Genomic DNA, 25,540 nt, shown 5'->3' with positions numbered 1-25,540 from the left:
GTCTTTGAGGCCCAACCGCTGCCCTTAATCATGCCGTTTGGCAAAAATCCAGGGAAGAACGACGAACAGGAAAAGCCCTCCGACTAAGAAGGCTTCGAAGAAGGAAATATTACCGACAGGAATTTGTGTTGGCGGAACAAAACCGATGGCCATGGCTAACAAACAGCATAACATGCCAGTACCGGCGACCAGCCACATGACCCAATTGCCCCCGGGAATGGTGTAGCTGCGATGGCGGTCAGGTTGGCTGTAGCGCAGCTTAATCGCGGCGGCAAACATAAACACATAAACCAGCAGCGCCATTTGCGCACTCAAGTCACTTAAAATCCAGTATGCTGCATTGATGGAATCAAGCAAAATAAACACGCTGCTCAACAGCGAAAAGATAATTCCCTGGGTAATCAGAATATTCACGGGCGCACCATGACGGTTTACCCGCGAGAAAAATTCAGGTAACGACCCATCCCGCGCTGACACCAGCAATCCTTTGGTGGGACCAATAATCCAGGCTGAGACGCCGCTTAACCCCCCAAGAATAATCAAAATGGCAATGACATAAGTCATCCAGGGCATCGCATAGGCTTTAAAAAAGACGGCATAGGCATCGACTAAACCGGAGACAACGCTCAGTTGGGCGTTAGGAACGACGATGACAATTGCCAGCGAACCAAACATTAAGGTTGAAAAAATAAGCAGAGTGGAATAAAGGATGGCCCGGGGGTAATCGCGTTGCGGATCACGTACCTCTTCGGCATGAACTGCCGACATTTCCATACCGATAAGGCCAAACAACACGGCTGAAAACAGGGATAAATTGCCTATGGAGCTGAAATCCGGAATCCAGGAGGAAGGGGCTTCAATGGAGGTCGGTCTTCCCTGCAAAAGCCATAATCCCCCAAGGATAATAATCCCGAGCATGGGTAAAATGGTGCCAAGGATTGCCCCCACCGTGCTGACGATACTGGATAAGCGCATGCCAAAGCAATTGAGCAGGGTAAACAGCCAGAATAGCCCAAGCGCACTGCTTAGAAGATAGAATTTGTTATTGGCCAGTTGCGGGGCAAACAAATACGACAGGGTCGCTGCGATAAACGCGAGAATGGTGGGATACCAGACAACATTGTAAATCCACTGCAGCCAGATGGTGATAAATCCGGCGCGTTTGCCAAAGGCTTCACGAACCCAGACGTACAATCCTCCCGTATTCGGATAGGCGGTTGCCAGTTCAGCGGCAACCAGGGCAACGGGGATAAAAAAAGCAAAGGCGGCCACCACATAATAGGACACCAGCGGCAGGCCCAGTTTGGCGCTCATGGGCAGCGTACGCAGGCTGTCTACGGCAATCACGTTGATCATGACCAGGGAAAAAACCGACAACACTTTATGATTAGGATTCATGATGTTCCTTCTGGCACGATGACACAGAGACTGACAATGGCCACACCCGCAGCGCACCGAAAGCCCGTGGTTTATACAAACGGCGGAATTTAACAGTTAAGCGCAGTAAAATCAATGGATGAAGCAGAGGGGAATTCAACCCGGAGGCTGGGCGGCAATCTGCACCGCATTGAAGCGATGCTGCCTCAGCCTCCGGATTCTGGAAATTAAATCATATTGCGTAAAACATACTGCAAAATGCCGCCGTGACGGTAATACTCCAGCTCATTGGCGGTATCAATACGGCAAAGAACGGGAACAGTCATCTCATCACCGTTCTGGCGTCGAATGATGACGGGCAATTTAGCGCCGGCCTTCAGCGAATCATCAACAGCAATGCTGAATCGTTCGGTGCCATCAAGGTTTAAGGTTTTGCGGGTGGTGCCTTCTTCAAATTGCAGAGGCAGAATGCCCATACCGATTAAGTTTGAACGGTGAATACGTTCAAAACTTTCCGTGATTACTGCCTTGACGCCTAAAAGATTGGTCCCTTTAGCGGCCCAGTCACGAGAAGACCCCGTGCCGTATTCTTTACCGGCCACAATAACCAATTGCTGATGTTGGGCCTGATAAAGCATGGCTGCATCATAAATGGACATGACTTCACCACTGGGGATATGACGCGTCATCCCTCCCTCAATGCCTGGAATCATTTCATTACGGATTCGGATATTGGCAAACGTTCCCCGCATCATGACTTCATGATTACCGCGGCGTGAGCCGTAGGAATTAAAATCCGCTTCCCGCACCCCTTTGGATTTTAAATAGAGGCCTGCCGGGGAGTTGGCTTTGATGGAGCCAGCCGGTGAAATGTGGTCGGTGGTAATGGAGTCACCCAGTAAAGCAAGAACATAAGCCCCTTCAATCGGTTCAATCGCCTGCGGATGACGGCTTAAATTGTCAAAGAAGGGCGGATGCTGGATATAGGTCGAGTCGGCATCCCATTCATAGGTCATGCCGCTGTTGACCTTAATCGCCTGCCAGTGTTCATCCCCTTTAAAGACTTCGTCGTATTCCTTGCGGAACATGGCACCGGTTACTTTGGCTACTTCGGCGGCCACTTCATCATTGCTTGGCCAAATGTCTTTAAGGTAAACAGGATTGCCCGCTTTATCCTGACCAATCGGGTCTTTGCTTAAATCACCGGTGGTGGTACCGCTTAAGGCATAAGCGACAACCAGCGGCGGCGAGGCCAGCCAGTTAGCGCGTACCTGCGGGTGCACGCGGCCTTCAAAGTTACGGTTTCCAGAGAGCACAGAGCAAACCACTACGTCATTGTCGGTGACTGACGCTGCAATGGCGTCCGGTAACGGGCCTGAGTTGCCGATACAGGTGGTGCAGCCATAACCGACCAGGTTAAAGCCCAATTGATCCAGGTATTGAGAGAGGCCGGCTTTGTGCAGGTAATCGGTAACGACTTTGGAGCCGGGGGCCAAGGATGATTTAACCCAGGGTTTACGCGACAGTCCTTTTTCAACCGCTTTTTTCGCCACAAGGCCTGCAGCCATCAGTACGCTCGGGTTGGAGGTGTTGGTGCAACTGGTGATGGCGGCAATCACCACATGACCATGTTGCAGGTTATATTCTTCACCTTTCACAGGGAAAGGCTTATTTTTCTCATGATCCTTGCCGGTTTCAACCAGGAATTTACTAAATTCGCCGGCTAAGGTGGTTAAATTCACTTTGTCCTGCGGGCGCTTGGGACCGGCTAACGAGGGCTCGACGCTGGATAAATCCAGTTCCAGGGTGTCGGTAAAGACGGGGTCTTCGCTTCCCGCTTCATACCACATGCCCTGTGCTTTGCAATACTTTTCCACCAGCGCAATGGTGTGGGCATCACGACCGGACAACTCGAGGTAACGCAGGGTCTCTTTATCCACCGGGAAGAAGCCACAGGTGGCGCCGTATTCTGGAGCCATGTTGGAAATGGTGGCGCGATCGGCTAAAGGCAAGTCGGCAAGACCGGGGCCAAAAAATTCAACGAATTTTCCGACAACGCCTTTTTTGCGCAGCATTTGGGTAACCGTGAGTACCAAGTCGGTGGCGGTAATGCCTTCACGCAATTTGCCGGTCAAACGGAAACCAACGACCTCAGGAATCAGCATGGAAACGGGTTGTCCGAGCATGGCCGCTTCGGCTTCGATACCGCCGACTCCCCAGCCTAAAACGCCGAGACCGTTAATCATGGTCGTGTGGGAATCGGTTCCTACCAAGGTGTCCGGGTAAGCATAATGCTGACCGTCGTGTTCGCTGCTCCAGACGGTTTTACCCAGGTATTCCAGATTGACCTGATGGCAAATACCGGTACCTGGCGGAACCACCTGGAAATTGGCAAACGCTTTTTGGCCCCAGCGTAAAAACTCGTAACGCTCCTTGTTACGTTCCATTTCAATCGCTGTGTTGATGCGCATGGAATCCGGCGTCGCAAATTTGTCAACCATGATGGAGTGGTCAATAACCAGATCCACCGGGGACAGGGGTGAAATTTTATTGGCACTGCCGCCCATTTTTTCCAGTGCGGAGCGCATGGCGGCCAGATCAACCACCGCTGGAACACCGGTAAAATCCTGCATCAGTACGCGGGCCGGACGGTAAGCGATTTCATGCTGTGAGGTCTGTGTATGAAGCCAACCGGCAAGGGCCTTGATATCATCCACTGTAACGGTATGGCCTTCTTCAAAGCGCAACAGGTTTTCAAACAGCACTTTAAGTGAATAAGGCAGACGGTTAATGCCTTTAAAATGATTTTTTTCGGCTTCTTGTAAGCTGTAATAATGATATGTCTTGCCGTCGACCTGTAATTCACGTCGAGTAGAAAGACTATCGTGACCCACTTTCATACACCACTCCTGCATGCTAAAAACATCAATCATAGCCGTAAAACGATCAACTTTACAGTTTAAAACGAAGTTTTATGCATCATCAAAATTGAAATGAAAATTATTCCTATTTAAACAGAAAAAGTGCTCTCAACGTAGGGATGTAATTCTTCGTCGGACAGCTCCTGGTGATTGACGATCCCATTTAAGGCTAAAAACAGGATTTCTTCCTGCTTGTTGACGACAGCCTCATGGCGATGCGTTTCGGCAACGCTGTAAAACAGGCTGGGTGCCAGGATGGTCAATGCGACAGTGGTCAACAGCAGGGCGATGGGGAAATTAAAGGCAAATGCAACCAGGCCTGAGGCAAGGATGACGCCGCTTAAAATCATCAATCCTGTTGCTGCCTGATCAAGGCCATTGATGGTATGTTCACCCTGATTTCCCCCAACCCGCAGGTAATGGGGGGAATTGTAGTATTGGCTGACCAGGTCAAAAATTTCCACCCATTCGTCCCGTTTTTTTACCTTGTCGTATTCGGCCAGGCAATCGTCCAGGCATTTGAGGAAGGCGTATTTGGCATTAATAAACAGTTGTTTTTCAGCGGGGGGAATCGTATTGTCGATGTGGTAATCAAAAGCGGTTGTACGTAACGTGAGAAGAGGGAAAAACAAGTCGAGGTTGTTAGCGGCAAAGCGGTCGTTAAATTTTTTAATGAGCGCGGCGTATAACTCGTTCAGTTGCGTTTCTGTACAAACTTCTTTGGTTTTAAAAAAGCGATAGATCATGACATTAAATCCCTATATTCCTATTGGAATGAGGCTAGCACGGTCTTTGATCCATCAGAAGATGACTGGGGTCTGTTTTACAGCTGAGCAATAATAATTAACAAAAAATTAATTTTTGCTGAAAATGGTACAGATATTGCAGTGAAGATCACCATTGAATGATACAGCGCAGGATAGCGATGGATGTGACTCAATTGCCTGTCACTCAGGTGACAAACCCAGACACTATTTCCCCTTTGGGCATTGAAAGTGACGAAAATGGTCAATTAGTTACCAATGACGATTTTAAAAGCGTCATGGAGGATGTGCTGACGGGTGACGCGCTTAATCAGGGAGCCGACCAGTCTGCTGAAAACCCGGACGCAGCCGCTCCCGGGCAAATGCCCCTTCCCGTTACTCTGCCGGTCGACTTGCCCGTGGTTGCAGCGTCTGAACCGGAGCTTCCGGTTTTGTCTGAACCCCCCGTACTGCCGGATGAAACCTCTTTGGCGGAAACCATCATTCCCTTACCTGCGAATGAAAGTCCCCATTTAGCCTGGTTTACAGCGACTGGCTTTGAACCGCCAAACCCCGTGTCTGGTGACGATGCAATGCCTGTGGCTGTCAGCCTTTTGAATACCGATGCAGCCATGGTTTCCGAAAAACAGACCTTTCTGATTCCGCCGTCTCAGCCTGCGACTGGTCAAGGCGGCAAGGTCAATACTCCGGCTACAGACGTTTCATCGGCTGAAGGAGGTGACGTTGATGCGCTGTCTTTAATGAACGAGCTCCCCGGCAATAAAAAGGAAATGGACGCAAGCCTCAAGGTGGACGATAAGCTGCTGACAATGGCAGAGTCGGCCACCCGTCTGGAAAAACGCCTTAACGCAGAGGCCACAGTGAACCATTTCAATGGTGTAATGGGCGCAATAAACCAGACTAAAACTCAGGCTTCGCCCACACCTCAGGTTCCGATGCCCTCCAAAAGTCTTGAATTGCCTGTGTTAGTGGATAGCCCGGAATGGGGTAGTCAATTTTCACAACAGATTACCTGGCTTGGCCAGCAAAAAATCGACCGGGCAGTGATTCGCTTGAATCCTCAGGAGCTAGGGCCCCTTGAGGTCAATATCAAGTTTCATAAGGATGAGGCGTCATTGACTATCACTGCGCATACCCTGCACGTGCGGGACATGATTGAGCAGGCGATCCCAAGACTGCGGGACATGATGTCGGAGCAGGGAATTAACCTGTCGCAATTCAATATTGAGTCCAATGCCAGTCAGCATCAAGCGGGCAGGCAGCCGGGGCATGCACAACAGGCGGGTACCCAGGTTTCCCAGGTTGGAGAGGAAGGCAGCCAGGAGACCAATGTAATCAAAAATAGTCGTGGTTTGATTGATTATTTTGCATAATTCCTGATTGACTGGTAAGGTAACTTATTTGGGTACAACAGGATTGCAGAATGGCTGAGCGTAACATAATTACCTGGCTTAAAAAGAACATCACTACTCATCGGGATCCATTCTTTTCCATTCGCTGGGATCGGTTGATCTCACATTCTGATATTCAGAGTCAAATCAAAAAGAATCGAAAGGCCCATCAACTCTACTGTTACATTGAATCCTCGCTTGCCCATCAGCACGCCAAATTAATTAACCTCACGCTTCGCAAGGCGTTTGCTAACCTGACCGAAGATGATTTGGCTAATGTAGCCGGATTTTCCAATGATAAAAAAGGAACTCCGCGGCAAAAGGCGTATTTTCATGCTCACCACACGCTGCAATACTATGTGAGACGGGACATTCTTGAGCATAAAAGCCGGGCAGCCAGGCTTAATGCGTTTCGACGCTGGATCGATGTGGCGGATATTCTCTTTTCACGGAATTGCTATGAGGGGGGGATGCTGGTATCTGTCACGCTGAATCTTCTGGACAGTTATCTTCGCTGTGAAGACGAATTGCCGGCAATCAGCAGGAAAAAGCTCAACCACCTTCTGGATATGTATTCACCGGCCGGCAATTTTAAACGCTTAAGGCAGCATATCAAAGATCACCAGTCAGAGGATAGTCTTCCCCTTGTTACCGTAATAGGTAAAGATTTGACGTTTATCGATGAGAACTTAAATACCCTTCAGAACAACATGAATGCTTTCCTGCTCGCATGGAAAGATCAGAAAAAAGCAGAAAAACAGCAAATGCAGGCCGGTGCGGGCCGTGAAGGGGATGCATTGACTAAAAAGCATTTAAGAATCTACCACGGGCATAAAGCGAGAAGCGCAGTAAAACCTGAAAAGGACCAACCCAAAACAAAGGAAAAAGACAAGAAGAAAGAATTTTCCATTGAAGAACTTCTGGCGGTCCCAGCGGATAAGGTCCCTGCTGAATACAATGCAATGCGCAGCAATTATCTCGCTGCCGTCCAGGAAAAGTTGGATTTCATCAAGACGCTGTTGCCCGCAAAGAAAGCGACACTCCCGGATTTGCCGCGCGAATTGCAGTCAGCTTATGAACAGACTGAAAAACGCTTCAGGGAAAACGGCCTCGATTCACTCCTGGAGGGAGCTGATGCCAATAATAGAAAAAGCCGCCTCTACTCCGAGAAACTCTTACCGGGTTTCTTTAGCCGAGGCGGCCGTTCAGCAGAGAAGCATTGGCAGCAATTATTCACCTACACCAATACTTTTTCAGCCTAAAAGCAACGTCGTTCACATTGAAGAATACGGCCATTCCATTGATTGATCAGGCAGCGTTGCTGACAACGTATGCCATGACGCCAATAAATGGGTTGCCAACCTGTCCAGTAATAGCGATGACGGTGTTTAGGGCCGTAATAAATGTAGGCAGGCGGCGGGTAGTAACCTTGCTCGAGCATGAAGTAAAAGGCTAACTGCGGGCCTGCTGGCAAGGGCTGAGAGGGTGTGGCCGTTCTGCCTTCAGCGTAACTCTTGGCGATGGATAATGGCAGTAAGAAAGCTAAGGTCAGTGCCATTGATAACAACCTTGGCTTGTTGTATTGGGTGCTCATAATGACCTTCCTTTGTACATATCGATCAAATTAATTATAGTCAAGTGCCTTTCTTAAGACAAAGCGCAAGCCTGTTAGCCAGAAATGGTTTTAAAAGATTAATTGTACCCAAAGCGTTTTTATTGCCAGGATGTTTGGTAGTATAGGTAACATTTTCCTCCCCTCGTCATCAAAAAGGATAAGCAATGAACAAAATCAGGCCGGTCAGTCTGTTGATAACGATCGTTTTGCTGGTTCAACACCCGGTTTTTGCAGAACAGGGGATTTCTCCGGTCAGTCGGGTGAACAGCATTTCGCCTGCCTGCCTGCCCACCATTGATGTCACGCAGGCTCTTAAGAAAACCTATCAGGGGTGGGATGCCTTTGTGCCCGCAGCGACCTATTTTCTTGACGGCATTTCTTTTTACTCCGGCAAACCGGATGAGCTGGCCTTGCTTAAACCGGATATTAACAACAGCCGCCGGGCAAAATGGACCTTTTCCCCCAAAGATGCGGTTTACATGCTCTGTGAATACAACCAAACCATCATTGCATTGACAAAAAAACTGCCGCCCAATTTAACGGATTGCGAAGTAACCTATCAAAATCAGGTCATGGGCAGCAAGGGGCCGCTTCCCGGCCGTGTCATTTGCCATACGGCCTAAGACTCGTAAGGAGTTTGATATGATTAATTTTCAAAACCTGAACAAAGAGGATTTCCTCGCGCAATACTGGCAGAAGAAACCGCTGGTTTTTAGAAAAGCATTGCCCGATTTTATTAATCTTTTAAGCGGCGATGAGTTGGCGGGGCTTGCGCTTGAAGAGGACGTGGAAAGCCGTCTCGTTATTCATACGCCGGAAAAAAAGCCATTCTGGCATCTAAAGCGTGGACCGTTCCAGGAGCGTGATTTCACTCAATTGCCGCGAAGTCATTGGACTTTACTGGTGCAGGGCGTTGATCGCTTCATCCCGGAAGTGGCAGCCTTACTCGACCATTTCAATTTTTTACCCCATTGGCGTGTTGATGATGTTATGATTAGCTATGCGGTAGAGCAGGGCAGTGTTGGACCTCACTATGATCATTATGATGTTTTTCTGTTTCAAGCTCAGGGCCGACGTCAATGGCTGCTGTCATCAAAGCATTGTGAAATGGAAAATTATTTACCCAATGTTGATTTGCGTATCATGGATAAATTCCTCGTTGAAGAAGAATTTATTTTAGAACCGGGCGACATGCTGTATCTGCCGCCTCACATCGCCCATCACGGTATTTCCCTATCTCCGGATTGCATGACTTACTCCTTCGGATACCGAAGTTATCAATCGTTGGAATTATGGGAAAGTTTTGGTGAATACCTGGCAGAAAACAGCCTGCACCATGAGTTATATCAGGATCCGGACTGGCGTAACCTGAAGGGCAGCGGGGAGTTGCCTGCTCAGGCCATCCGTGAGGCCAAGCGTGTTTTGCAAAACATCCTTGATGACGAGGAGAGGCTGCGTCACTGGTTTGGTTGTTTTGTAACCCGTCTGGATCAGCAGGCTGAAGAACTGTTACCTATTCCTAATGAAGAAACAGACGATTTGGAGCTTTTTTTATCAGAACTTGAAAACAGTCCTGGTTTAACGCGTAACAGTTTGTGCCGTTTTGCCTATGAAATCCAGTCCGATGACACATTGAAGCTGTTTGTTAACGGTTGCGGCTGGAACACGGAAGGTGTGTCCTCGTCACTCATTAAGCTGGTCGCCGACAATCGGTTTGTGCCGCTGACAGAACTGACTCCGTATTTAAACAACAAGGATAATCAGTTGTTTCTTTATGAATTATGGGAATTGCAATGGCTTGATTGTGATGTCTAGGGGGACTCTTCCCCGCCTCTAGCGAGGGCCGGGGAGAAGGACGTATTGTGTAAATGGTCTGTTTAAAGTAATACTAAGCCAATCAGGTGGAAAATCATCACTTAGCCTGCATAATCATAAGGACAGATCATGCTGAAAAACTATAGTCAATTCTTGCTGGGTTTGGTGTGTTTTTCCTGTTCAACCCTGTTTGCGCAAGTACGGGAGATAGCCATTACCATTGATGATCTTCCCTTTGTAGGCTCAACCCACAATGATCCTGGACGAATCCGGCGTGAAAATGAACGGCTCACTAAAATCCTGGATACCTTAAATCAATACAAAGTTCCGGCGGCCTGCTTTGTGATCGCTGGAACCATCGAAAAAGATCAGTGGCAGTTATTGGAGAAATTTCGTAATGACGGTTATCTGCTGGGAAATCATACCTATTCTCACCGCAGTTTAAACAGCGTGACGGCGCAGCAATACACCCAGGACATCGAGCGTGCTGACAAGGTATTGGCGCCTTTACTGGTTGGCAACAAGTATTTCCGCTACCCTTATTTAGCCGAAAGTCAAGGTGAAAAAAAACAGCAGGTATATGATTTTTTAACCGCTCATGGCTATGTGATCGCCCCAGTCACTGTAGACAGTAAAGACTTTCAATTCAACGCACAATTTTTAGCGATTCACTGGCGTAATCGCCAGCAGAATCTGCCCTCATTTAAAAAACGTTATTTAACGTTTATCTGGAACCAGACACTAAAAGCGGAAGCCAGGGCAAAAAAGCGGGGTGATGCGGATTCCAGGCAGATTTTGTTAATCCATGCCAATCTGCTGAACAGCCTGGTGCTTAAAGATATTATTGAAATGTACCAGAAAAATGGCTACAAAATTGTCAGCCTGGAAGAAATTTTAAGCGCAGGATCTCTCCCCGTTGAGGTGGAGCCCAAGGCCATCCTCTTAAGTCCTCTGCTTAAGTCACTCCTTGAAAAATCGCCTTCGGCCGATTAAGAAAGTGATTTAGGCAGATGCGGGATGGAATGCCTTGGCAATAATAGCCAGTATCGTCCCTTGTTCTTCATTTTTCCTGCGATGTCGGTTGCTGTTTGGCCTGCACCCCAGAAAACATCCCCCCTGACCATGCCGCGAATGGCCCCACCGGTATCCTGGGCTATCATCAGCCGTTGCAGGGTTTTCCTGTCCTGATGGGTCTTGTCGGGATGGGTTGTGCTCAGCCAGAGAGGTGCTCCCAGCGGGATCCATTGCCTGTCTACTGCTAACGAATAACCGGGGGTCAGTGCAATCCCCTGTGCACCCAATGCGGCTGTTTGCTTGAGGATACGGAAAAAGACAAAGGATTTGTTTTGATTAATAATCCTGTCCATTTCGTCAGGATGCGCTTCAAGGTAAGCCCGGATGCCTTGCATGGAGGCGGTTTTTTTAGTCATAATCCCTTTTTCAACCAGGATGCGCCCGACTGGCGTATACGGTGCGCCGTTTTCACCGGCATACCCGACATACAACCGGCGTCCATCGGGTAGTTGTACAACGCCTGAGCCCTGAATTTCCAGAAAAAGGCGATCAATGGCACTGTTAACCCAAACCAGAACGGGAGCTTTACCCTCAATGGCCCCTTCATTAATTTGTTTTCGGGTAGGGTAGGGAACCAACTGATTGCCCTGCAACCGCCCGACAATACGGGAATGGTTATACCGGGAATTGAAATCACCGAGATTGACGGTCACTAAATTCGAGGGGAGGCCATAAATTGGCACATGAAACGCCTCGGTTTTAGTCAGACTGCCATAAAGCAGCGGCATGTAATAGCCAGTGAAAAGCCCCTTGACTGGACGGTTGTTGTAAAATTCAACCGGGGTAAACCATGTTTCAAAAAAAGCACGGGCTGATTGCCTGTCGAGGTGATGGATGGCGAGCGCTGCCTGACAGGCCGGTTGCCAATCCTTAACCAACAGCGGAATCCTGTGACTGCCTGCCTGAGCGCGCGGATCCTGGCGCAGAAAGGTTTTGCACGAGTGTTTAAAGGTGGTTAATGACTGGACGAGATCCGCCTGTTGCCAGCCAGGCAGTGCCTTAAATGCTGCAGGTCGAAGTTTAAGCGCATTGGGTTTTTTAAGCCAGACGGTGAAGCTTAAGACGGCAATCGCTATCCCTGTAATAATCGCTAAAATTTTCAGTTTCATAACTGGGCAAATTTTACACTAAATGAGAGTCATTGCAATAAAAACGTGCATATTTATGCAAATATGAAACAAACTGATTGAAAAAACTACAGCAGTTGTGCATAATGTTGGGATACTGAAAAAACGAGTAGTCCTAAATGAAGTCTGTATCTGAAATGGAACACCTCCTTAAAGAGTTTGGTCAACCCGGCGATATTCCGGTTGAAGCAATGGCTCTGTCTTTGCATGTTAAACGCTGTGAGCGGCAAGAAAAAGGCAGCGATTTGCATGCCTTTGCCATGCTCAGCTCAGAAATTGCTGAACTTGATAACGCGTTGATCACAATCATTGACAGCAATGCCTGCGATTTTAGGTTTCAGGTGGCGGTGGGTAATAAAGGTTCTGCCTTGACCCACTGGTCTTTTGTGGAGTTTGTGTTTAAGGCAAACGCAGAGGGCAAACCGACACTGGATGTGCTCATCTGTGATCCCCTGGGCATGAAGCAATCTGTAATGCTGGCCTTGTTGTTGAGCGACTCGATCCGATTTGGCGGCCTGGCAGAATTTTGCAAAACAACCGTGTACCTACCGACTACGATCCTGCAGATTGCTGGCCGAACCTGCCCTTACCTGGCTCTGGATAGTATTGCCATGTTGTCCAATCAATCCGATTTCGAAGACTTGTATCAGTACATGAGAGACCATGAAAAAGGGGTGAATACCAGCGAATGCAAAAGCCTTATCGAGTTCTATAAAACCGGCATCATCGGCTGCATGGATGAGGAGCAAATCAGAGACACGTATGATTTTCCCGTTGTTGTGGGTGCCTTGCCGCCGCGATTGGTGCGAATAACCCAATCCCTCCCGATTATTGATGACGTGACAAGACATGCCGGCGATCAGATCGTGAATGCTAAAGGCGCAACCTTCCGGTTATCGACTTCCCGCTATCGTCTGATTGTAGAGGATCGTCATGGCGAGAAAGAGGAGCGTAATTTACGCATTAACTTCAAAATGAAGGAACAAAACAGTCATTTGAGAGCTTATTTAGCCAAAGTCTCGGAACAATCAGAGACCCAACCCCAGGTCGAAGCCGGTTCTCCCTCGGGCGCTCGACCCCCACAACCTTTCGTGAATGATCAAGTGGCTGCAGCCATTGTAGCCCAGCGAATGGTGGGGCTCAATCAGTGGGTCAATGAAACCCTGGCCATTCAGGCCATGTCCAGGCCAACATTCAGTTAATCTAATTTTGGCCGGTTATGCCGGCTGAATCGGCTGGTTAATACATAAAAAACCGGGGTAAAAATTAACCCAAAAAAAGTGACGCCCAGCATGCCGCTGAAGACCGCCACACCTAAGGCCCGTCTCATTTCTGCGCCTGCACCTGCGGCAATGACTAAGGGAAATACACCTAAAATAAAGGCAAAGGAAGTCATCAGGATGGGTCGAAGCCTCAGTTTGGCGGCTAAAATTGCCGCTTTCCAGCGGTTGGCACCGCCAAGTTCCAGTTTGCGTGCGAATTCGACGATTAGAATGGCATTTTTACAGGCAAGACCGATAAGGATAATAAAACCAATCTGGGTCATGATGTTGTTTTCCATACCCAGTAATTGAATGCCTATCATGGATGAGAACAGGCACATGGGAACAATGAGAATAACCGCCAGTGGTAAGATCCAGCTTTCATAGAGAGCGGCTAATACTAAAAACACAAAAATGACGCTTAATACAAAAGCAATGATTGCGGTATGACCGACGGCTTTCTGCTGGTAGGCAATTTCCGTCCATTCATAACCAATGCCATCCGGCAGGTATTGAGCAGCTAAATTTTCCATCGTCGCGAGTGTATCGCCGGTACTGTATCCCGGGGCAATATCACCCAGCAGATCAATGGCATTATACAGGTTGTACCGAGGCCAGCGGGTGGGCCCTATGGTGTTTTCCATGGTTGCGACAGAGCCGATAGGCACCATCTCCCCCCGGTTGTTTCTCACCTTGATGCGCAGCAAATCATCGGCCGTATGGCGATAGTCTGAGTCAGCCTGAGCGATGACACGAAAAGTCCGACCTAAATAATTGAAGTCATTGATGAAGACGGATCCAAGATAAACTTCCAGTGCTTCCGTGATTCGTGCGACAGGTACGCCCAGGCGCTCCGCCTTCTCGCGGTCGAGCTGCAAGCGGATTCTTGGCGTGCTGTTTTCAAAAAAAGTGAAGACGGACGTGGCTGCCTGCGACTTGTTGGCCTGTTCAGCCAAGGTGGCAACCGCCTCGGTTAACACCTCAATGCCGCGCCCGCCGCGATCCTGAATCATCATTTTAAATCCGCCAGCGTTACCAATTCCCCGGACGGGCGGCGGTGGAATGACGACAATCACGGCTTCCTTAATCGTATTCAGTTTTTGCCTTAAGGTAGAGAGCATGTCGTTATAGCTTAACCCCAGGCGTTCACGCTCCCTAAACGAGCTCATGACCGAGAAAATCGCGGCAGCATTGGATGAGTTTGAGAAGGTGGCGCCTGAAAATCCGGTGAAGGCCACGGCATTGGCAATGCCGGGTGTTTCAAGAATTTTGGCAATGGCCATCTGCACTACCTGGTCGGTTCGGCTTAATGACGCCCCCGGCGGCAGTTGAATGGACACGATAAAATAGCCCTGATCCTGCTTGGGGATAAATCCGCGTGGAACAACATAAAAGAGCAGCGCAGTGAGGGAAATTAACACCAGATAGACGACCAAAACCACACTTGCACGGCGTGTCAGCGCGCTGATGGCTTTGCCATAGCGTTTGGAAAGGGATTGCAGAAAACGGTTAAAGGCGAGCAATGGTCTTTTGAAAAAAGGAATGGTTTCGCCTTCCCTGTGATGATGCGCCTTAAGCAGCAGAGCAGCCAGCGCAGGACTTAAGGTCAGGGACACAAAAACTGAAATGGCTGTGGCAACTGAAACCGTTGCACCAAATTGCTGATAAAAGCGTCCGGATATGCCTTTAAGGAAGATCGTCGGTAGAAAGACGGCAATAAGAACCAGGCCAATCGCGACCAAAGCCGAACCTACTTCGCTCATGGTTTTCCTGGCCGCGTCACGTACACCCAAACCAGCCTCTATATTCCGCTCCATGTTTTCAACCACGACAATGGCGTCATCCACGACAATGCCGATGGCTAACACCAATCCAAACAAGGTCAGGTAATTCAGTGAAAAGCCAATGGCCTGCATGACGGCAAAGGTGCCGATTAATGAAATAGGAATCGCTACAACCGGAATAATGGCGGCGCGCCAGGACTGTAAAAAAACAAGAATGACCAGCACGACCAGAACAATGGCTTCAAAAATGGTTTTGGATACTTCACGGATGGATTCTTTAACAAATTCCGTGGGGTTGTAGGCAATTTTGTAGTCAATGCCCTTGGGGAAGCGTGTCGACAGATCATTCATGGCTGCGATAATGGCATCCGTGGTGGCCAGTGCGTTAGTGCCTGGACGCTGGAAAACAGGCAGGGCCACTGCGGGGTATTTGCCGAGGTAGCCGCGTGTAAGGTAGTCCTGCGATCCGAGTTCAACCCGGCCGATGTCTTTAAGACGAAGAATGCGGCCGCCTTCGCCGGATTTGATGATGATGTTTTCGAATTCTTCGGGTTTTATCAAACGCCCCTGTGTTTCAATGTTGTATTCAATGCCGTATTGTTTTTTTTGGGGTTGTCGGTTTAATGCGCCGCTGGCGACCTGAATATTCTGTGAACGCAGGGCTTCGAGAACATCATTGGGCGTCAGCTCATACGAGTCAATGAGATCGGGATTCAACCATAAACGCATGGCATATTCACTTGCCCCAAACAGGCGCACATCGCCTACACCTTCAATTCGTTTGATGCGATCTCGGATTTGCAGCACGGCATAATTACCAATAAAGGTCTGATCGTATTGGCCATTGGGTGAGTATAAATTAATCACCAGCAGCAAGTCAGGTGAGTTTTTGGCGGTGGTCACCCCTAAACGCCTGACCTCTTCAGGAAGCTTTGCTTCAGCGATGGCCACGCGATTTTGTACCAGAACCTGAGCCTGATCGAGGTTAGTTCCCAATTGAAAAGTGATGGTGAGCCGCATTTGGCCATCATCGGTTGATTGCGAACTCATGTAGAGCATGCCTTCGACGCCGTTAATTTCCTGCTCAATGGGGGTGGCCACTGTGTCAGCCACCGTGTTAGCGTTAGCGCCAGGATAGGACGCGGTGACCTGAATCGTGGGCGGAACCACCTGCGGGTATTGTTCGACGGGCAGATTGAAATAGGACAGGCCGCCGACCAGCACGATAATGATCGAAATGACCGTGGCAAAAATAGGTCTGTCAATAAAAAAATGGGCCATTCTCATGCAGTCGATCCTTGTCCATTATTCATCTTCGCTTAAGGGAATTTTTACAGGCCTGACTTCCTGATCCGGGGCACGGATTCGCTGAATGCCATTAATGACAACCCACTCATTGCCTTTTAATCCCTTCTTTATCACATAAAAGCCGCTGTCACGCTGGGGACCTAAGTCAACATACACACGCTGAACCCGGTTTTTATCATCCACGACATAGACGTATTTACGGGTTTGTTCGGTATTAATGGCTTTGTCCGGCAGAAGAAGGGCGTCATACTCGGCGCTGCCAGCCAAACGTGCCCGGCCAAATAAACCGGGGTAGATAATGCCGTCGGGATTGGGGACGATGGCTCGCGATTGAACTGTGCCTGTGCCTGTATCCACGACGTTATCCATAAAATCCATTTTGCCTTCATGGATGAAATCCTGTTCATCCTGAAGCTTGATGTGAATCGTACTGCCGCCCTGCTCTGTGCGCAAACCCTGTCCGGACTGCGTGAGACGGATGTATTTCAATAATTCATTCTGGCTGGTTTCAAAATAAAAATGAATGGGATCCGTCGATACCACCCGCGTTAAAACCGTCTCATTCATGCGGATGAGATTACCGACGCTGACAAAGTAGCGGCTGATTTTGCCGCTTATTGGCGATTTGATTTCGGTGTATTCGAGGTTGAGCTTTGCTTCATCAAGCCGCGTTTTGGCGGTCTGCATTTCCTGCCAGCGTTGATCAATGACTTCATTGGAAATAAAACTTTCCTTTTTTAACTGGGTGGCGCGTTCATATTGACGTTTGGCTAATACCAGTTGTGCTTCGGCCCGTGTTAAGGCATAGCGGAAAGGGCGTTGATCGATGATGAAAAGCACGTCGCCTTTTTCCACTAGCTGGCCGTCTTTAAAACGAATGGCATCCAGATAACCGGTAACCCGGGCGCGAATATCCACTTCTTCAATGGCCTGGAAACGCCCAGTGTATTCATCAAGATCAACAATTTTCTTTGCCAGCGGATGAGCGACGTCGACTTCAGCCGGCGCCGTGGCGTTGTTTGCCGGTGAAGAACCGCAGCCAGCAACCAGAAGAACCGGCAGTAATAACAGCATTAAAACGGGGAAGAGTAACGGCTTCCTGCTCATTAATGGACATCCTTGTTCTGGGTAAAACACTTGAATAGTCAATTATAATACCTGTATCCGCTGTCGATTTGAAATAACGGCTAACGAGTAGCCATTGAACTCACGCCGTTATCGCGGAAAGAGCTCACTTCTTTTTTTTTTAAGAACCAATGGCCGCATTCGATTAAGGTGCTGCGTCAAATAGAAAATTGTACAACTTACACTTAAAAAAAACGCTCTGTTTAAATGAGCTTAATAATTACTTAAGCTTCCTACTATAAAGTATACCCATCATTAAGCTTGAGGTAGGTCATATGGGACGTCGAGCATCTGGAAAGCCCTTTACAACCATCGCTGACAGTGGTTTTGGTCAGTTTTTAAACCGTCTTGAACGCAAGATCGAGGCATTGCAGAAAGAGTATGCCAGCGCTCCCCAATCACAGGAATTAAGCTATGCGAAATCGCAACTGGCTGCCGTGGCCGCGACGGTGACGGCCCTGAAAGAGAAGGTATTGCCTGAGTTTGAATCCGGCAAAAACCCCGGTATCCTCACCTGGTCAAGCATCAAAAGCACGATTGAAGATATTTCTAAAAAGTACATGGACGTGTTTTCTACACCTGAGCGGGCAGTAATCAAAGCCATTAAAATGCATGTTGATACGCTTATTAAAAATGCCTGTAAAGCGGGAGGGATAAAAAGCATCAATGCTGAGGTACTCGATAAATTCCGCGAGCATTTTAAAGCCGAATTGAGGCAGGCGAAAATCTTCGAAAATGCGCTTGCCATTCCTGGTGTGGACCTGGAGTTAATCCTGAAAGAGGTCGATCGCTTCATTGATGGATGGGACTTTAGCAGTTCAAAACCAGACGACTTCAAAAAAGCATTACCCAAACTACTGGATGGTAAATTCCCCTATACCTTTTTCGTAGCGCACCCCATGAGCTATGCCCTGGCTGTCGACTGTTGGTATGGCCTGAAGGCGATGCCGGAATCCATTGATGAGTTATTCTCCTTCTTAAACCCTGATGCGCTGAAAATCAAAATTCCCGCTTTATTTACCGCGTCGTATACGCCGGGAGAGGGTGAGGCGAAGCATTATGTATTTAAAATAGAATTCAGCAATCAATCCGTCACCCTCGATTTGCAGTCCCTGTTCAACAATAACCGCGGCATGGCCGACGACGTCATTAAGGCCGGTCTCGCAGACTATTTAACAAGGTTGGCAGATACCGAAGAAGGGATCGCTGAGGCGAAAAGCCAGAGTGAAAAACAAGCCCGCTTTAACAAAGCCCAACATGCTCTCGATGATCTGACGCAAGACTTTAATGAGCAATGCGCCCGGGTTTCCCTACCGCTCGTATTAGAGGGGGAATCCTATGCCAGTCAGGCGGCTTTGCTGCATAAGCAGAGTGAGTGTGTGCACGAAGTGATTGCTTCGGCTGACGCGACGTTAAAAGAACTGACGCAGCAAATGGCCAGTTTAACTTCCAGTGGCGTCGTGGGTGAGGATGAGATCCCGGAGTACTTTATAAAAAGTAGCCCCATGAAACTGGTTCCTGCGCAGTTAATCCTTAAGAAAGCGTATGCGAAGGCAATAAAAGACATACAGGAGAAACAAGCCGGTTTGCAGCAACTGCATGGTCTATTGCAAGACCAGGTACCGACCATTCACAAAGCATGGTATGAGGCTGAACTGGCGTTTCATAGAGAAGAAAGTGCTGCGGTAGGAATGACGCTTGATGCGATAAGTGCCGATTTGGATAAGCTTAACACCAATGACCGTCAGCTTGAACAGCCGGATATCGAACAGCAAATGTTGCTGTTGGAGAAGGAGCTGTTAAGCGCGGAGAGTGATCTTGAGAATTTGGACCTGCATCAGAAAACAGTGGACAGGCTGGCCAATCCCGTTCCGGTTCGTGATACCACATTGCTTCTTGCATCCTATCCCGCATTAAACGATGAAATCAACGCCTTGTACAAATCACAACAGGACACAAGAGATGCCCTGAACAAGCGCCTGGTTCACTTACGGCTCGTTGTCTTACGTCACCACGAAGAGATGGGGTTTCAATTAAAAAAAGCACAATCTGCCTGGGCATTTTTAGAAAGCATGCGCTCAACCAACATCGAAAGCATCAAGCAGCATCATACCGAGAAAGAAAAGCAGTTGTCTGATGAACAAAAGCAATTGGACACGTTGATGCAACAGGCTTCAAAGACAGACGAAGCGCTGTCTGAGGCTGACAAGACCAGACAGATGCATGAAGAGATGATTCCGGGTTTTCAAGATGCTCTTCCTGAAAAATGGAGGGAAGTGCAAGAATCAGCCACCGTATTGGCTAAGTTAATCAAAGAGACGGATGGTACCGCTTTATCGGTCACGTTCACCTCAGTTGCAGAACTTCATGATTTTGAACAGACCGCTCGAGCAAAATCGAAATTATTCCAGGAGGCACTGGATCAATACACCGTGCAACCTGAAGCCTACTCAGACACCTTAGATGATGATTTGAGGGTAATGGCAGAAATCGAAAAATGCCTCCTGAAAAACAAGCAGGTCATTGATTTTAAGGCTATGGGAAATATTGAGAAATTCAAGGTTGGCTTTTTTGATCCTTTCAAAAAGAGCTTTGATAAGCTATTAAACTTTTTAGATGCCAGGCAGGAACAAAATGAGAGTTTATGGCAATTTCAACAAAAACAAAGCAGCCTGGATATTAATTCTGAACAATTCCAATATGCTACTTTTTTATTTAATACACTATGCCGTGAGAAAAAGAAAAATCTGGAGCAGAAATTATACGTCAGAGACCTGACTCGGGCATGGAAACCGCAGGAGGCTGCTTTTGGATTGGAAAAAAAGAATTTTGACAAAATCCATGATGGCGTGTGTTTAATCGCTGAAAATCTGGCCACTTCGGAAAAAGCCATTGTAACGCTTAACCAGGAGATTTCGTCACTAAGTGCAGAACGCAAAAAGCAGGAAGCGCTTATATTACATCCAAAAAGACCATTGACGAGCTGAAGCCCAATGTCGAAATAATTGGATTAATTATTCAATTGACAGAAAGAATCGCAAAACTCGGGGAAAAAATTAATCAGCCTGATGCTGAAAATACCATCGAGGCTTTGTATGACCAATATCACCAATTATCGGCCACTTACGAGTTGTTGCTGCAAAAATTAAAGGGTATTCCCAATCATCAGGATTATGAAGCCAATCGGCTTAACATTCATAAACAATTGGCGGCGAATCTGGGGCAACTGCAAACGCTTGCCCGCTCGTTAATTAATAAACACCTTGAGGCTGTTAAAATCGACGCCGGTCAATTGACAAAGGAATTGGCAGATCTTGGTTTGCAAAGCACTAGCAGCCAATCCAGCGACGTGCCTAAGCGTCTGAATGAGGCCTCTGTTTTACTGACGAGTCATGAGGCTTTGCTTAAAAAGCGTTTGCAATTGCAGGAAAAACATCAGGCCTTCGCCTTGAAGCTCGGTGTTTTAAAAGATGAGGTTCTGATAGAAGGGTATGAAAAAGAGCAACCGCTTGGGGTCGTTCTTGAGGAAAGCGTGAAAATCAGTACCCAATTGGTAAAAGACAGTCAAGCGCTCTTGGCAGCCATTTCTGACAAGGTTAAGCAGCACACGGATTCACTGAAATTTAAGTATCACAGCCTCGAAGAGGATAAAGAACAACAAGAGCAGAGGAAAGAAGTTGAGGCCTATCTGGTTAAAATAAAAGCGCCGCTGGATGAATTGACAAACACGATATCTGAATCAGCGCTTAAAGAGCACCTTCAGGAATCACTGGACACTGTAAAGCAAAACATTTCCACGCTGAATCAGACAATACGTGATAACCAGCAGGTTCTTGAGCAAACACAGCGGCGCATAGCCAGCCGTGTTAAAGTCATGGATGAATACCTGGGCTTATTCGGCGAAGACGGCTATGAGGCCCAACGTGCTCAACGTTTCTTTGTTAAAGACTTCTTCTTCTCATCGGAAGACGCTGAAAACCGTAAAATTTACCTCGGTGAACTCCGCGCCCTGTTGCGTGAGTTTAAAGAGAAAGGGGATCTGGAGACTTTTAATCGACTCCATGCTCTGGTTGAACGCGGCCGAAATGAATTCCCAGGTTTAACGTTGCGGCCTATGCTCCGGCGTTTGCTGGTGGCATTGCAGGAAAGAAGACAAGACTTTTCTGATGAATCAATCCAACAGGATGACGTGACAGAAAACAACTCATCCAAAAAGATTGCCAAAAAAGAGATTAGTGACGCGCTTAAGACTCTTTACGACAGAATTGATGAGATGAAAAACCATGCGAAATTGCAAAATCACTCGGAGACAGTGATCAATGCGGTTAATAACGTCTCCCAAAAACTTCAAAATCGTCTCGATAATTTTGTCGAAGCGAAGCTTGGCGATGGGAAGCAGGTCACTGCAAAGGAATTGAGCTCTTTTACTGAGGAAATGAGGGACATTTTACGCAGCGAAGACGACAAAATGCACAGCGAGCGTTCCTGGTTTGCCCCTGTGGTGGCCAATATCGTCGCTGGACTGTTCACGCTTGGTATTGCTTTAGGCATTAAACTGGCCCGTTCCAAGTCAACACAAGGGTATGCGACGTTCTTTATGGACAAGACCCAGCGTGAGAAGAACGTCGATAAGGTCGATGAGGCTTTGGATCAGTTGGCAGCGCCTGCTGCTTAAATCAGGGGTTGTTGGAGGTAACCGCCAACAACCCTTCTTTCATCATTTACGAAGGTTGTCTTAAGGATTGAATCACGGCACCCAGAAAGCGGGTGGCCTCACCGCCGGTGACGGCGCGGTGATCAAAACTTAAGGACAAGGGCAACAAACGGTGCGATTTGACCGCGCCGTTTTCAACCACAGCCCCTTGGTAAAGACGGCCAACCGCTAAAATAGCCACCATGGGCGGCACAATAATCGGGCTTGCAAACTTCCCAGAGAATTTACCAAAATTGGATAAGGTGATGGTGGCTCCCTTTAGTTTCTCCGGCAGAACGGCTCGGTCTTGCACCGCCTGTTTGTACTCATTGATGATTTGCCGTAATTCTTCCGGTGAGCGTCGTTCGGCTCCATGGATAACCGGCACAAACAGACCTTCGTCACTGTCCATGGCCAATCCTAAATGCACCTCGTCGAAACATTTGCGCGCGCCATGTTGCGTATTGAACCAGGCATTAAGCGCGGGCTCCACCCGGCATGCGTCACAGATGGCTCGAATCAGGCGGGCAGTGATGTCATTGCCATCCTTCCAGCATTCAATGTCGGCTTCATCAAAAATACTGACGGGAACCACGTCCTGATGCGATTGCACCATGCTGTTTAACATGGCGCGGCGGACACCGCGCAGTGGTTCAAAGCCTTCGGGTAAAACGGTTTGTTTATTGGCCGCGGCTTCCACATCCTGACGGGTAATGACCCCATGCTCACCGGTCCCAGTAAGGCTTTGCAGGTTGACGCCCAGCTTTTTAGCCAGCATCTTGACTGCAGGTGTTGTCTTGATGCGCTGTGCACTGCTGCGGCTTGCACCAATAATGAAATGGTCTTCGCTGATTTCGCTGCTTTCTTCAAGATTACCTACCACGGTGCCCTTGTCGGCTTTTTTCACGCCCTCACTGGCGGCAAACGCCACTAACGGCTCGCCGGTTTTGATGACGTCACCCGGTTTGCCAAACAGCTTGACGATGGTGCCTGCCTCTGGGCAGGGCACATCGACAACCGCCTTGGCGGTTTCCATGGAGACCAGCGGTTGATCGGCTTTGACGGTATCGCCTTCCTTGACAAACCACTCGTGAATTTCGGCATCCGGCAGACCTTCGCCCAGATCAGGTAAATTAAAAATGTTCATGGTCACTCCATTATGCTTAAGACGCTGTCTTTGATTCGTTTGACGCTGGGAATGTAGTGTTTCTCCAGCTGGAAGTAGGGCATCACCACATCATACCCGGTGACGCGCTGAACCGGGGCCAGCAGGGCATCCATCGCCTGTTCCATAATCTGGGCAGAAATTTCAGCGCCAACGCCGCCTGTTTTAGCGCCTTCATGGACAATCACGCAGCGGCCGGTTTTTTCAACGGACGCCAGAATGGTTTCGATGTCTAAGGGTTTGATTGTCGCCACATCAATGACTTCACAGGAAATGCCTTCTTCAGCCAATTGCGCGGCGGCCTGCTGCGTTTCATGCATGCTGGCGCCCCAGCTGATGAGCGTGACGTCCTCGCCTTCTTTTAAAGTAAAACATTGGCCTAAGGGCAGGGCTTCGCCATTGTCTTCCACGGGTTGTTTAACCAGCCGATAAATCCGCTTGGGCTCAAGGAAAATCACCGGATCCGGATTGCGAATGGCGGCCAACAGCAGGCCATACGCTCTCTTTGGCGATGAAGGAATAACCACCTGCAGGCCGGGAATGTGTGCAAACAGAGCCTCGGTGCTTTCAGAATGGTGTTCGGGTGCGCGGATCCCGCCGCCAAATGGGGCCCTGAACACCAGCGGGCAATGCAGGCGGCCGCGGGTGCGATTGCGCATTCTGGCCGCATGAGAAATGATTTGGTTCATTGCAGGATAGATAAAACCCATGAACTGAAATTCAGCCACGGGTTTTATCCCCTGCACCGACATGCCAATGGCTAAGCCTGCAATCATGGATTCCGCCAGCGGCGAATCAAACACGCGGTGCTCGCCAAATCGCTCCTGCAGATTGACGGTGGCGCGAAACACGCCGCCGTTTTTACCGACGTCTTCACCGAAAACGACGACATTTTCATCATGTTCCAATTCATAGGCCAGGGCTTGTGTCACCGCTTCAATCAAGGTTATATCAGGCATGACCTGCTTCCTCCATGGCTATTGCACGCTGTTCCACCAGATACTCCGGTAATTGTGCGTAATGGTAATCAAAAATGCTGGTAATGGGTTGTGCAGGGCGCGACAGGTATTCGTCGACCGCGGCCTGCACCAAATCGGCGGCCTCGTTTTGTAACTGACTTTCTTCTTCAGCCGACCAGCACTTCTGTTGTTCAAGGAAGTGCTTGAAACGGCCTATGGGTTCTTTCAGTTTGGCCTGTTCAACTTCCTCCTGAGGTTGATAACGCGTTGCATCATCGGCGGTGGTGTGATCGCAAAGACGATAGGTAATGGCTTCAATCAGAGTCGGGCCCTCGCCGCGTCTGGCTTTTTCAATGGCCTCGCCAATGACATCGCGGCAGGCAATGACATCATTGCCGTCAACTTGCACTCCGGTAAAGCCGGCGGCTATGGCTTTTTGAGCGACAGTCTCTGTACCGGTCTGTTTGGATAGCGGTACGGAAATTGCCCATTGGTTGTTATTGACGACAAAAACAACTGGTAATTTCCACGCACCGGCGACATTCAAGGCCTCATAAAAATCGCCTTCGGAGGTTCCGCCTTCACCTATGCATGTCACTGCGACACGGGGTTGCTGACGGTATTTGAATGCAAACGCGACGCCGGCTGCGTGCAGGCATTGCGAGGCAATGGGGACACAAATGGGTAAGTCTTCGGAATTGCAACTGAACTGGCTGCCGCGCTCATCGCCTCCCCAATAAGCCAAAATTTCTGACATTTTGACACCGCGTTGAAACTGGGCGGCATAATCACGGTAATAAGGCACAAGGATATCTTCCTTGCGCATGGCATGACCGATGGCGGTGGAGATGGCTTCCTGACCGTTAATGGGGGCATAGGTGCCCATTTTTCCCGTGCGTTGCAGGGCAATGGCTTTTTTATCGAAGGTTCGGGTACGGACCATGATGCGATAGAGTTCCTGCATCACGGCTTTCTCTTTGGCGAATGCCGGCAGGGGATGGCTTTGTTCACCTTTTTCATTGATATATTGAGTAAAGGTGATTTCGAAACGGGCGACAGTCGTCACTGATTCTCTCCTTGTCACAAACATTCGCCATAGAATACTCACTATTTTTGGCAAAAACTACCCTTAAGCCCGTTAAGTCTGGAAATGGCAGGGC

18 protein-coding genes are annotated in these 25,540 nt (G+C 48.6%); 8 read left to right on the top strand and 10 right to left on the bottom strand.

Annotated elements, in window-relative coordinates:
• Nucleotides 1–24: 24 nt before the first annotated feature.
• The 3 genes from Lrub_RS00535 to Lrub_RS00525 all read right to left on the bottom strand — a co-directional run bounded on the left by Lrub_RS00535 (nt 25) and on the right by Lrub_RS00525 (nt 5,044).
• Nucleotides 25–1,398, bottom strand: a complete 1,374-nt coding sequence (locus Lrub_RS00535; RefSeq protein ID WP_058530244.1) for an APC family permease — start codon at nt 1,396–1,398, stop codon at nt 25–27.
• 206 nt (nt 1,399–1,604) lie between these two features.
• Entirely contained in the window at nt 1,605–4,277 is a 2,673-nt protein-coding gene (acnA, locus tag Lrub_RS00530) for an aconitate hydratase AcnA (protein WP_058530243.1), read from the bottom strand.
• A gap of 110 nt (nt 4,278–4,387) precedes the next feature.
• A complete protein-coding gene (locus Lrub_RS00525; RefSeq protein ID WP_058530242.1) occupies nt 4,388–5,044 on the bottom strand; it encodes a hypothetical protein in 657 nt (218 codons plus the stop codon).
• A gap of 158 nt (nt 5,045–5,202) precedes the next feature.
• Between Lrub_RS00525 and Lrub_RS00520 the strand changes: the two genes are divergently transcribed.
• Nucleotides 5,203–6,435: a flagellar hook-length control protein FliK gene (locus Lrub_RS00520; RefSeq protein ID WP_082651390.1), complete on the top strand. Its 1,233-nt coding sequence runs from the start codon at nt 5,203–5,205 to the stop codon at nt 6,433–6,435.
• Nucleotides 6,436–6,485: 50 nt separating this feature from the next.
• Nucleotides 6,486–7,715 (top strand): RasGEF domain-containing protein, encoded by a 1,230-nt coding sequence (locus tag Lrub_RS00515; protein ID WP_058530240.1) that lies wholly within the window; start codon nt 6,486–6,488, stop codon nt 7,713–7,715.
• On the opposite strand, the gene Lrub_RS00510 is transcribed toward Lrub_RS00515, so the two are convergent.
• On the bottom strand, nt 7,712–8,047 hold the full coding sequence (locus Lrub_RS00510) for a hypothetical protein (RefSeq protein WP_058530239.1): 336 nt from the start codon (nt 8,045–8,047) through the stop codon (nt 7,712–7,714). The two genes, Lrub_RS00515 and Lrub_RS00510, sit on opposite strands and share 4 nt — an antisense overlap.
• A 185-nt stretch (nt 8,048–8,232) precedes the next feature.
• On the opposite strand from Lrub_RS00510, the gene Lrub_RS00505 reads away from it, so the two are divergent.
• From Lrub_RS00505 to Lrub_RS00495, 3 genes are all read left to right on the top strand, one after another.
• Nucleotides 8,233–8,691 (top strand): STY0301 family protein, encoded by a 459-nt coding sequence (locus tag Lrub_RS00505; protein ID WP_058530238.1) that lies wholly within the window; start codon nt 8,233–8,235, stop codon nt 8,689–8,691.
• A gap of 19 nt (nt 8,692–8,710) precedes the next feature.
• A complete protein-coding gene (locus Lrub_RS00500) occupies nt 8,711–9,883 on the top strand; it encodes a cupin domain-containing protein (protein WP_058530237.1) in 1,173 nt (390 codons plus the stop codon).
• Between the two features lie 129 nt (nt 9,884–10,012).
• Entirely contained in the window at nt 10,013–10,876 is an 864-nt protein-coding gene (locus Lrub_RS00495; RefSeq protein WP_058530236.1) for a polysaccharide deacetylase family protein, read from the top strand.
• Here the strand turns inward: Lrub_RS00495 and mltA are convergent.
• Nucleotides 10,873–12,066, bottom strand: coding sequence for a murein transglycosylase A (gene mltA, locus Lrub_RS00490; RefSeq protein WP_058530235.1), 1,194 nt, complete (start codon nt 12,064–12,066; stop codon nt 10,873–10,875). The two genes, Lrub_RS00495 and mltA, sit on opposite strands and share 4 nt — an antisense overlap.
• A gap of 137 nt (nt 12,067–12,203) precedes the next feature.
• Between mltA and Lrub_RS00485 the strand changes: the two genes are divergently transcribed.
• Nucleotides 12,204–13,286, top strand: coding sequence for a hypothetical protein (locus Lrub_RS00485; protein ID WP_133134069.1), 1,083 nt, complete (start codon nt 12,204–12,206; stop codon nt 13,284–13,286).
• On the opposite strand, the gene Lrub_RS00480 is transcribed toward Lrub_RS00485, so the two are convergent.
• Both Lrub_RS00480 and Lrub_RS00475 read right to left on the bottom strand, forming a co-directional pair.
• On the bottom strand, nt 13,283–16,417 hold the full coding sequence (locus tag Lrub_RS00480) for an efflux RND transporter permease subunit (protein ID WP_058530233.1): 3,135 nt from the start codon (nt 16,415–16,417) through the stop codon (nt 13,283–13,285). The two genes, Lrub_RS00485 and Lrub_RS00480, sit on opposite strands and share 4 nt — an antisense overlap.
• An 18-nt stretch (nt 16,418–16,435) precedes the next feature.
• Nucleotides 16,436–17,545, bottom strand: a complete 1,110-nt coding sequence (locus Lrub_RS00475; RefSeq protein WP_058530232.1) for an efflux RND transporter periplasmic adaptor subunit — start codon at nt 17,543–17,545, stop codon at nt 16,436–16,438.
• Between the two features lie 293 nt (nt 17,546–17,838).
• Between Lrub_RS00475 and Lrub_RS00470 the strand changes: the two genes are divergently transcribed.
• Together Lrub_RS00470 and Lrub_RS00465 are read left to right on the top strand one after the other, a co-directional pair.
• Nucleotides 17,839–20,550 carry a coiled-coil domain-containing protein gene (locus Lrub_RS00470; protein WP_058530231.1) on the top strand — a complete coding sequence of 904 codons (2,712 nt, stop codon included), beginning with the start codon at nt 17,839–17,841 and terminating at the stop codon, nt 20,548–20,550.
• A 35-nt stretch (nt 20,551–20,585) separates the two neighbouring features.
• Nucleotides 20,586–22,238: a coiled-coil domain-containing protein gene (locus tag Lrub_RS00465; RefSeq protein ID WP_058530230.1), complete on the top strand. Its 1,653-nt coding sequence runs from the start codon at nt 20,586–20,588 to the stop codon at nt 22,236–22,238.
• A 46-nt stretch (nt 22,239–22,284) separates the two neighbouring features.
• Here Lrub_RS00465 and Lrub_RS00460 read toward each other — a convergent pair whose 3' ends face one another.
• The 3 genes from Lrub_RS00460 to pdhA are packed head-to-tail and all read right to left on the bottom strand — an operon-like array spanning nt 22,285 to nt 25,446.
• Nucleotides 22,285–23,403, bottom strand: a complete 1,119-nt coding sequence (locus Lrub_RS00460) for a dihydrolipoamide acetyltransferase family protein (protein ID WP_058530229.1) — start codon at nt 23,401–23,403, stop codon at nt 22,285–22,287.
• A gap of 2 nt (nt 23,404–23,405) precedes the next feature.
• A complete protein-coding gene (locus Lrub_RS00455; protein ID WP_058530228.1) occupies nt 23,406–24,380 on the bottom strand; it encodes an alpha-ketoacid dehydrogenase subunit beta in 975 nt (324 codons plus the stop codon).
• Nucleotides 24,373–25,446, bottom strand: a complete 1,074-nt coding sequence (pdhA, locus tag Lrub_RS00450) for a pyruvate dehydrogenase (acetyl-transferring) E1 component subunit alpha (protein WP_058530227.1) — start codon at nt 25,444–25,446, stop codon at nt 24,373–24,375. The genes Lrub_RS00455 and pdhA overlap by 8 nt, the downstream gene beginning before the upstream one ends.
• Nucleotides 25,447–25,540: the final 94 nt, after the last annotated feature.

The sequence above is a fragment of the Legionella rubrilucens genome (assembly GCF_001468125.1).
In the GTDB taxonomy this organism is placed as follows: domain Bacteria; phylum Pseudomonadota; class Gammaproteobacteria; order Legionellales; family Legionellaceae; genus Legionella_C; species Legionella_C rubrilucens.
Note: the sequence above shows the minus strand (reverse complement) of the source record. Positions and strands in the feature narration are given on the sequence as shown.

Coding starts and splice junctions, on each gene's coding strand:
- Lrub_RS00535 (WP_058530244.1), bottom strand. CDS start 1,398: ATGAATCCTAATCATAAAGTGTTGTCGGTTTTTTCCCTGGTCATGATC.
- acnA (WP_058530243.1), bottom strand. CDS start 4,277: ATGAAAGTGGGTCACGATAGTCTTTCTACTCGACGTGAATTACAGGTC.
- Lrub_RS00525 (WP_058530242.1), bottom strand. CDS start 5,044: ATGATCTATCGCTTTTTTAAAACCAAAGAAGTTTGTACAGAAACGCAA.
- Lrub_RS00520 (WP_082651390.1), top strand. CDS start 5,203: ATGATACAGCGCAGGATAGCGATGGATGTGACTCAATTGCCTGTCACT.
- Lrub_RS00515 (WP_058530240.1), top strand. CDS start 6,486: ATGGCTGAGCGTAACATAATTACCTGGCTTAAAAAGAACATCACTACT.
- Lrub_RS00510 (WP_058530239.1), bottom strand. CDS start 8,047: ATGAGCACCCAATACAACAAGCCAAGGTTGTTATCAATGGCACTGACC.
- Lrub_RS00505 (WP_058530238.1), top strand. CDS start 8,233: ATGAACAAAATCAGGCCGGTCAGTCTGTTGATAACGATCGTTTTGCTG.
- Lrub_RS00500 (WP_058530237.1), top strand. CDS start 8,711: ATGATTAATTTTCAAAACCTGAACAAAGAGGATTTCCTCGCGCAATAC.
- Lrub_RS00495 (WP_058530236.1), top strand. CDS start 10,013: ATGCTGAAAAACTATAGTCAATTCTTGCTGGGTTTGGTGTGTTTTTCC.
- mltA (WP_058530235.1), bottom strand. CDS start 12,066: ATGAAACTGAAAATTTTAGCGATTATTACAGGGATAGCGATTGCCGTC.
- Lrub_RS00485 (WP_133134069.1), top strand. CDS start 12,204: ATGAAGTCTGTATCTGAAATGGAACACCTCCTTAAAGAGTTTGGTCAA.
- Lrub_RS00480 (WP_058530233.1), bottom strand. CDS start 16,417: ATGAGAATGGCCCATTTTTTTATTGACAGACCTATTTTTGCCACGGTC.
- Lrub_RS00475 (WP_058530232.1), bottom strand. CDS start 17,545: ATGAGCAGGAAGCCGTTACTCTTCCCCGTTTTAATGCTGTTATTACTG.
- Lrub_RS00470 (WP_058530231.1), top strand. CDS start 17,839: ATGGGACGTCGAGCATCTGGAAAGCCCTTTACAACCATCGCTGACAGT.
- Lrub_RS00460 (WP_058530229.1), bottom strand. CDS start 23,403: ATGAACATTTTTAATTTACCTGATCTGGGCGAAGGTCTGCCGGATGCC.
- Lrub_RS00455 (WP_058530228.1), bottom strand. CDS start 24,380: ATGCCTGATATAACCTTGATTGAAGCGGTGACACAAGCCCTGGCCTAT.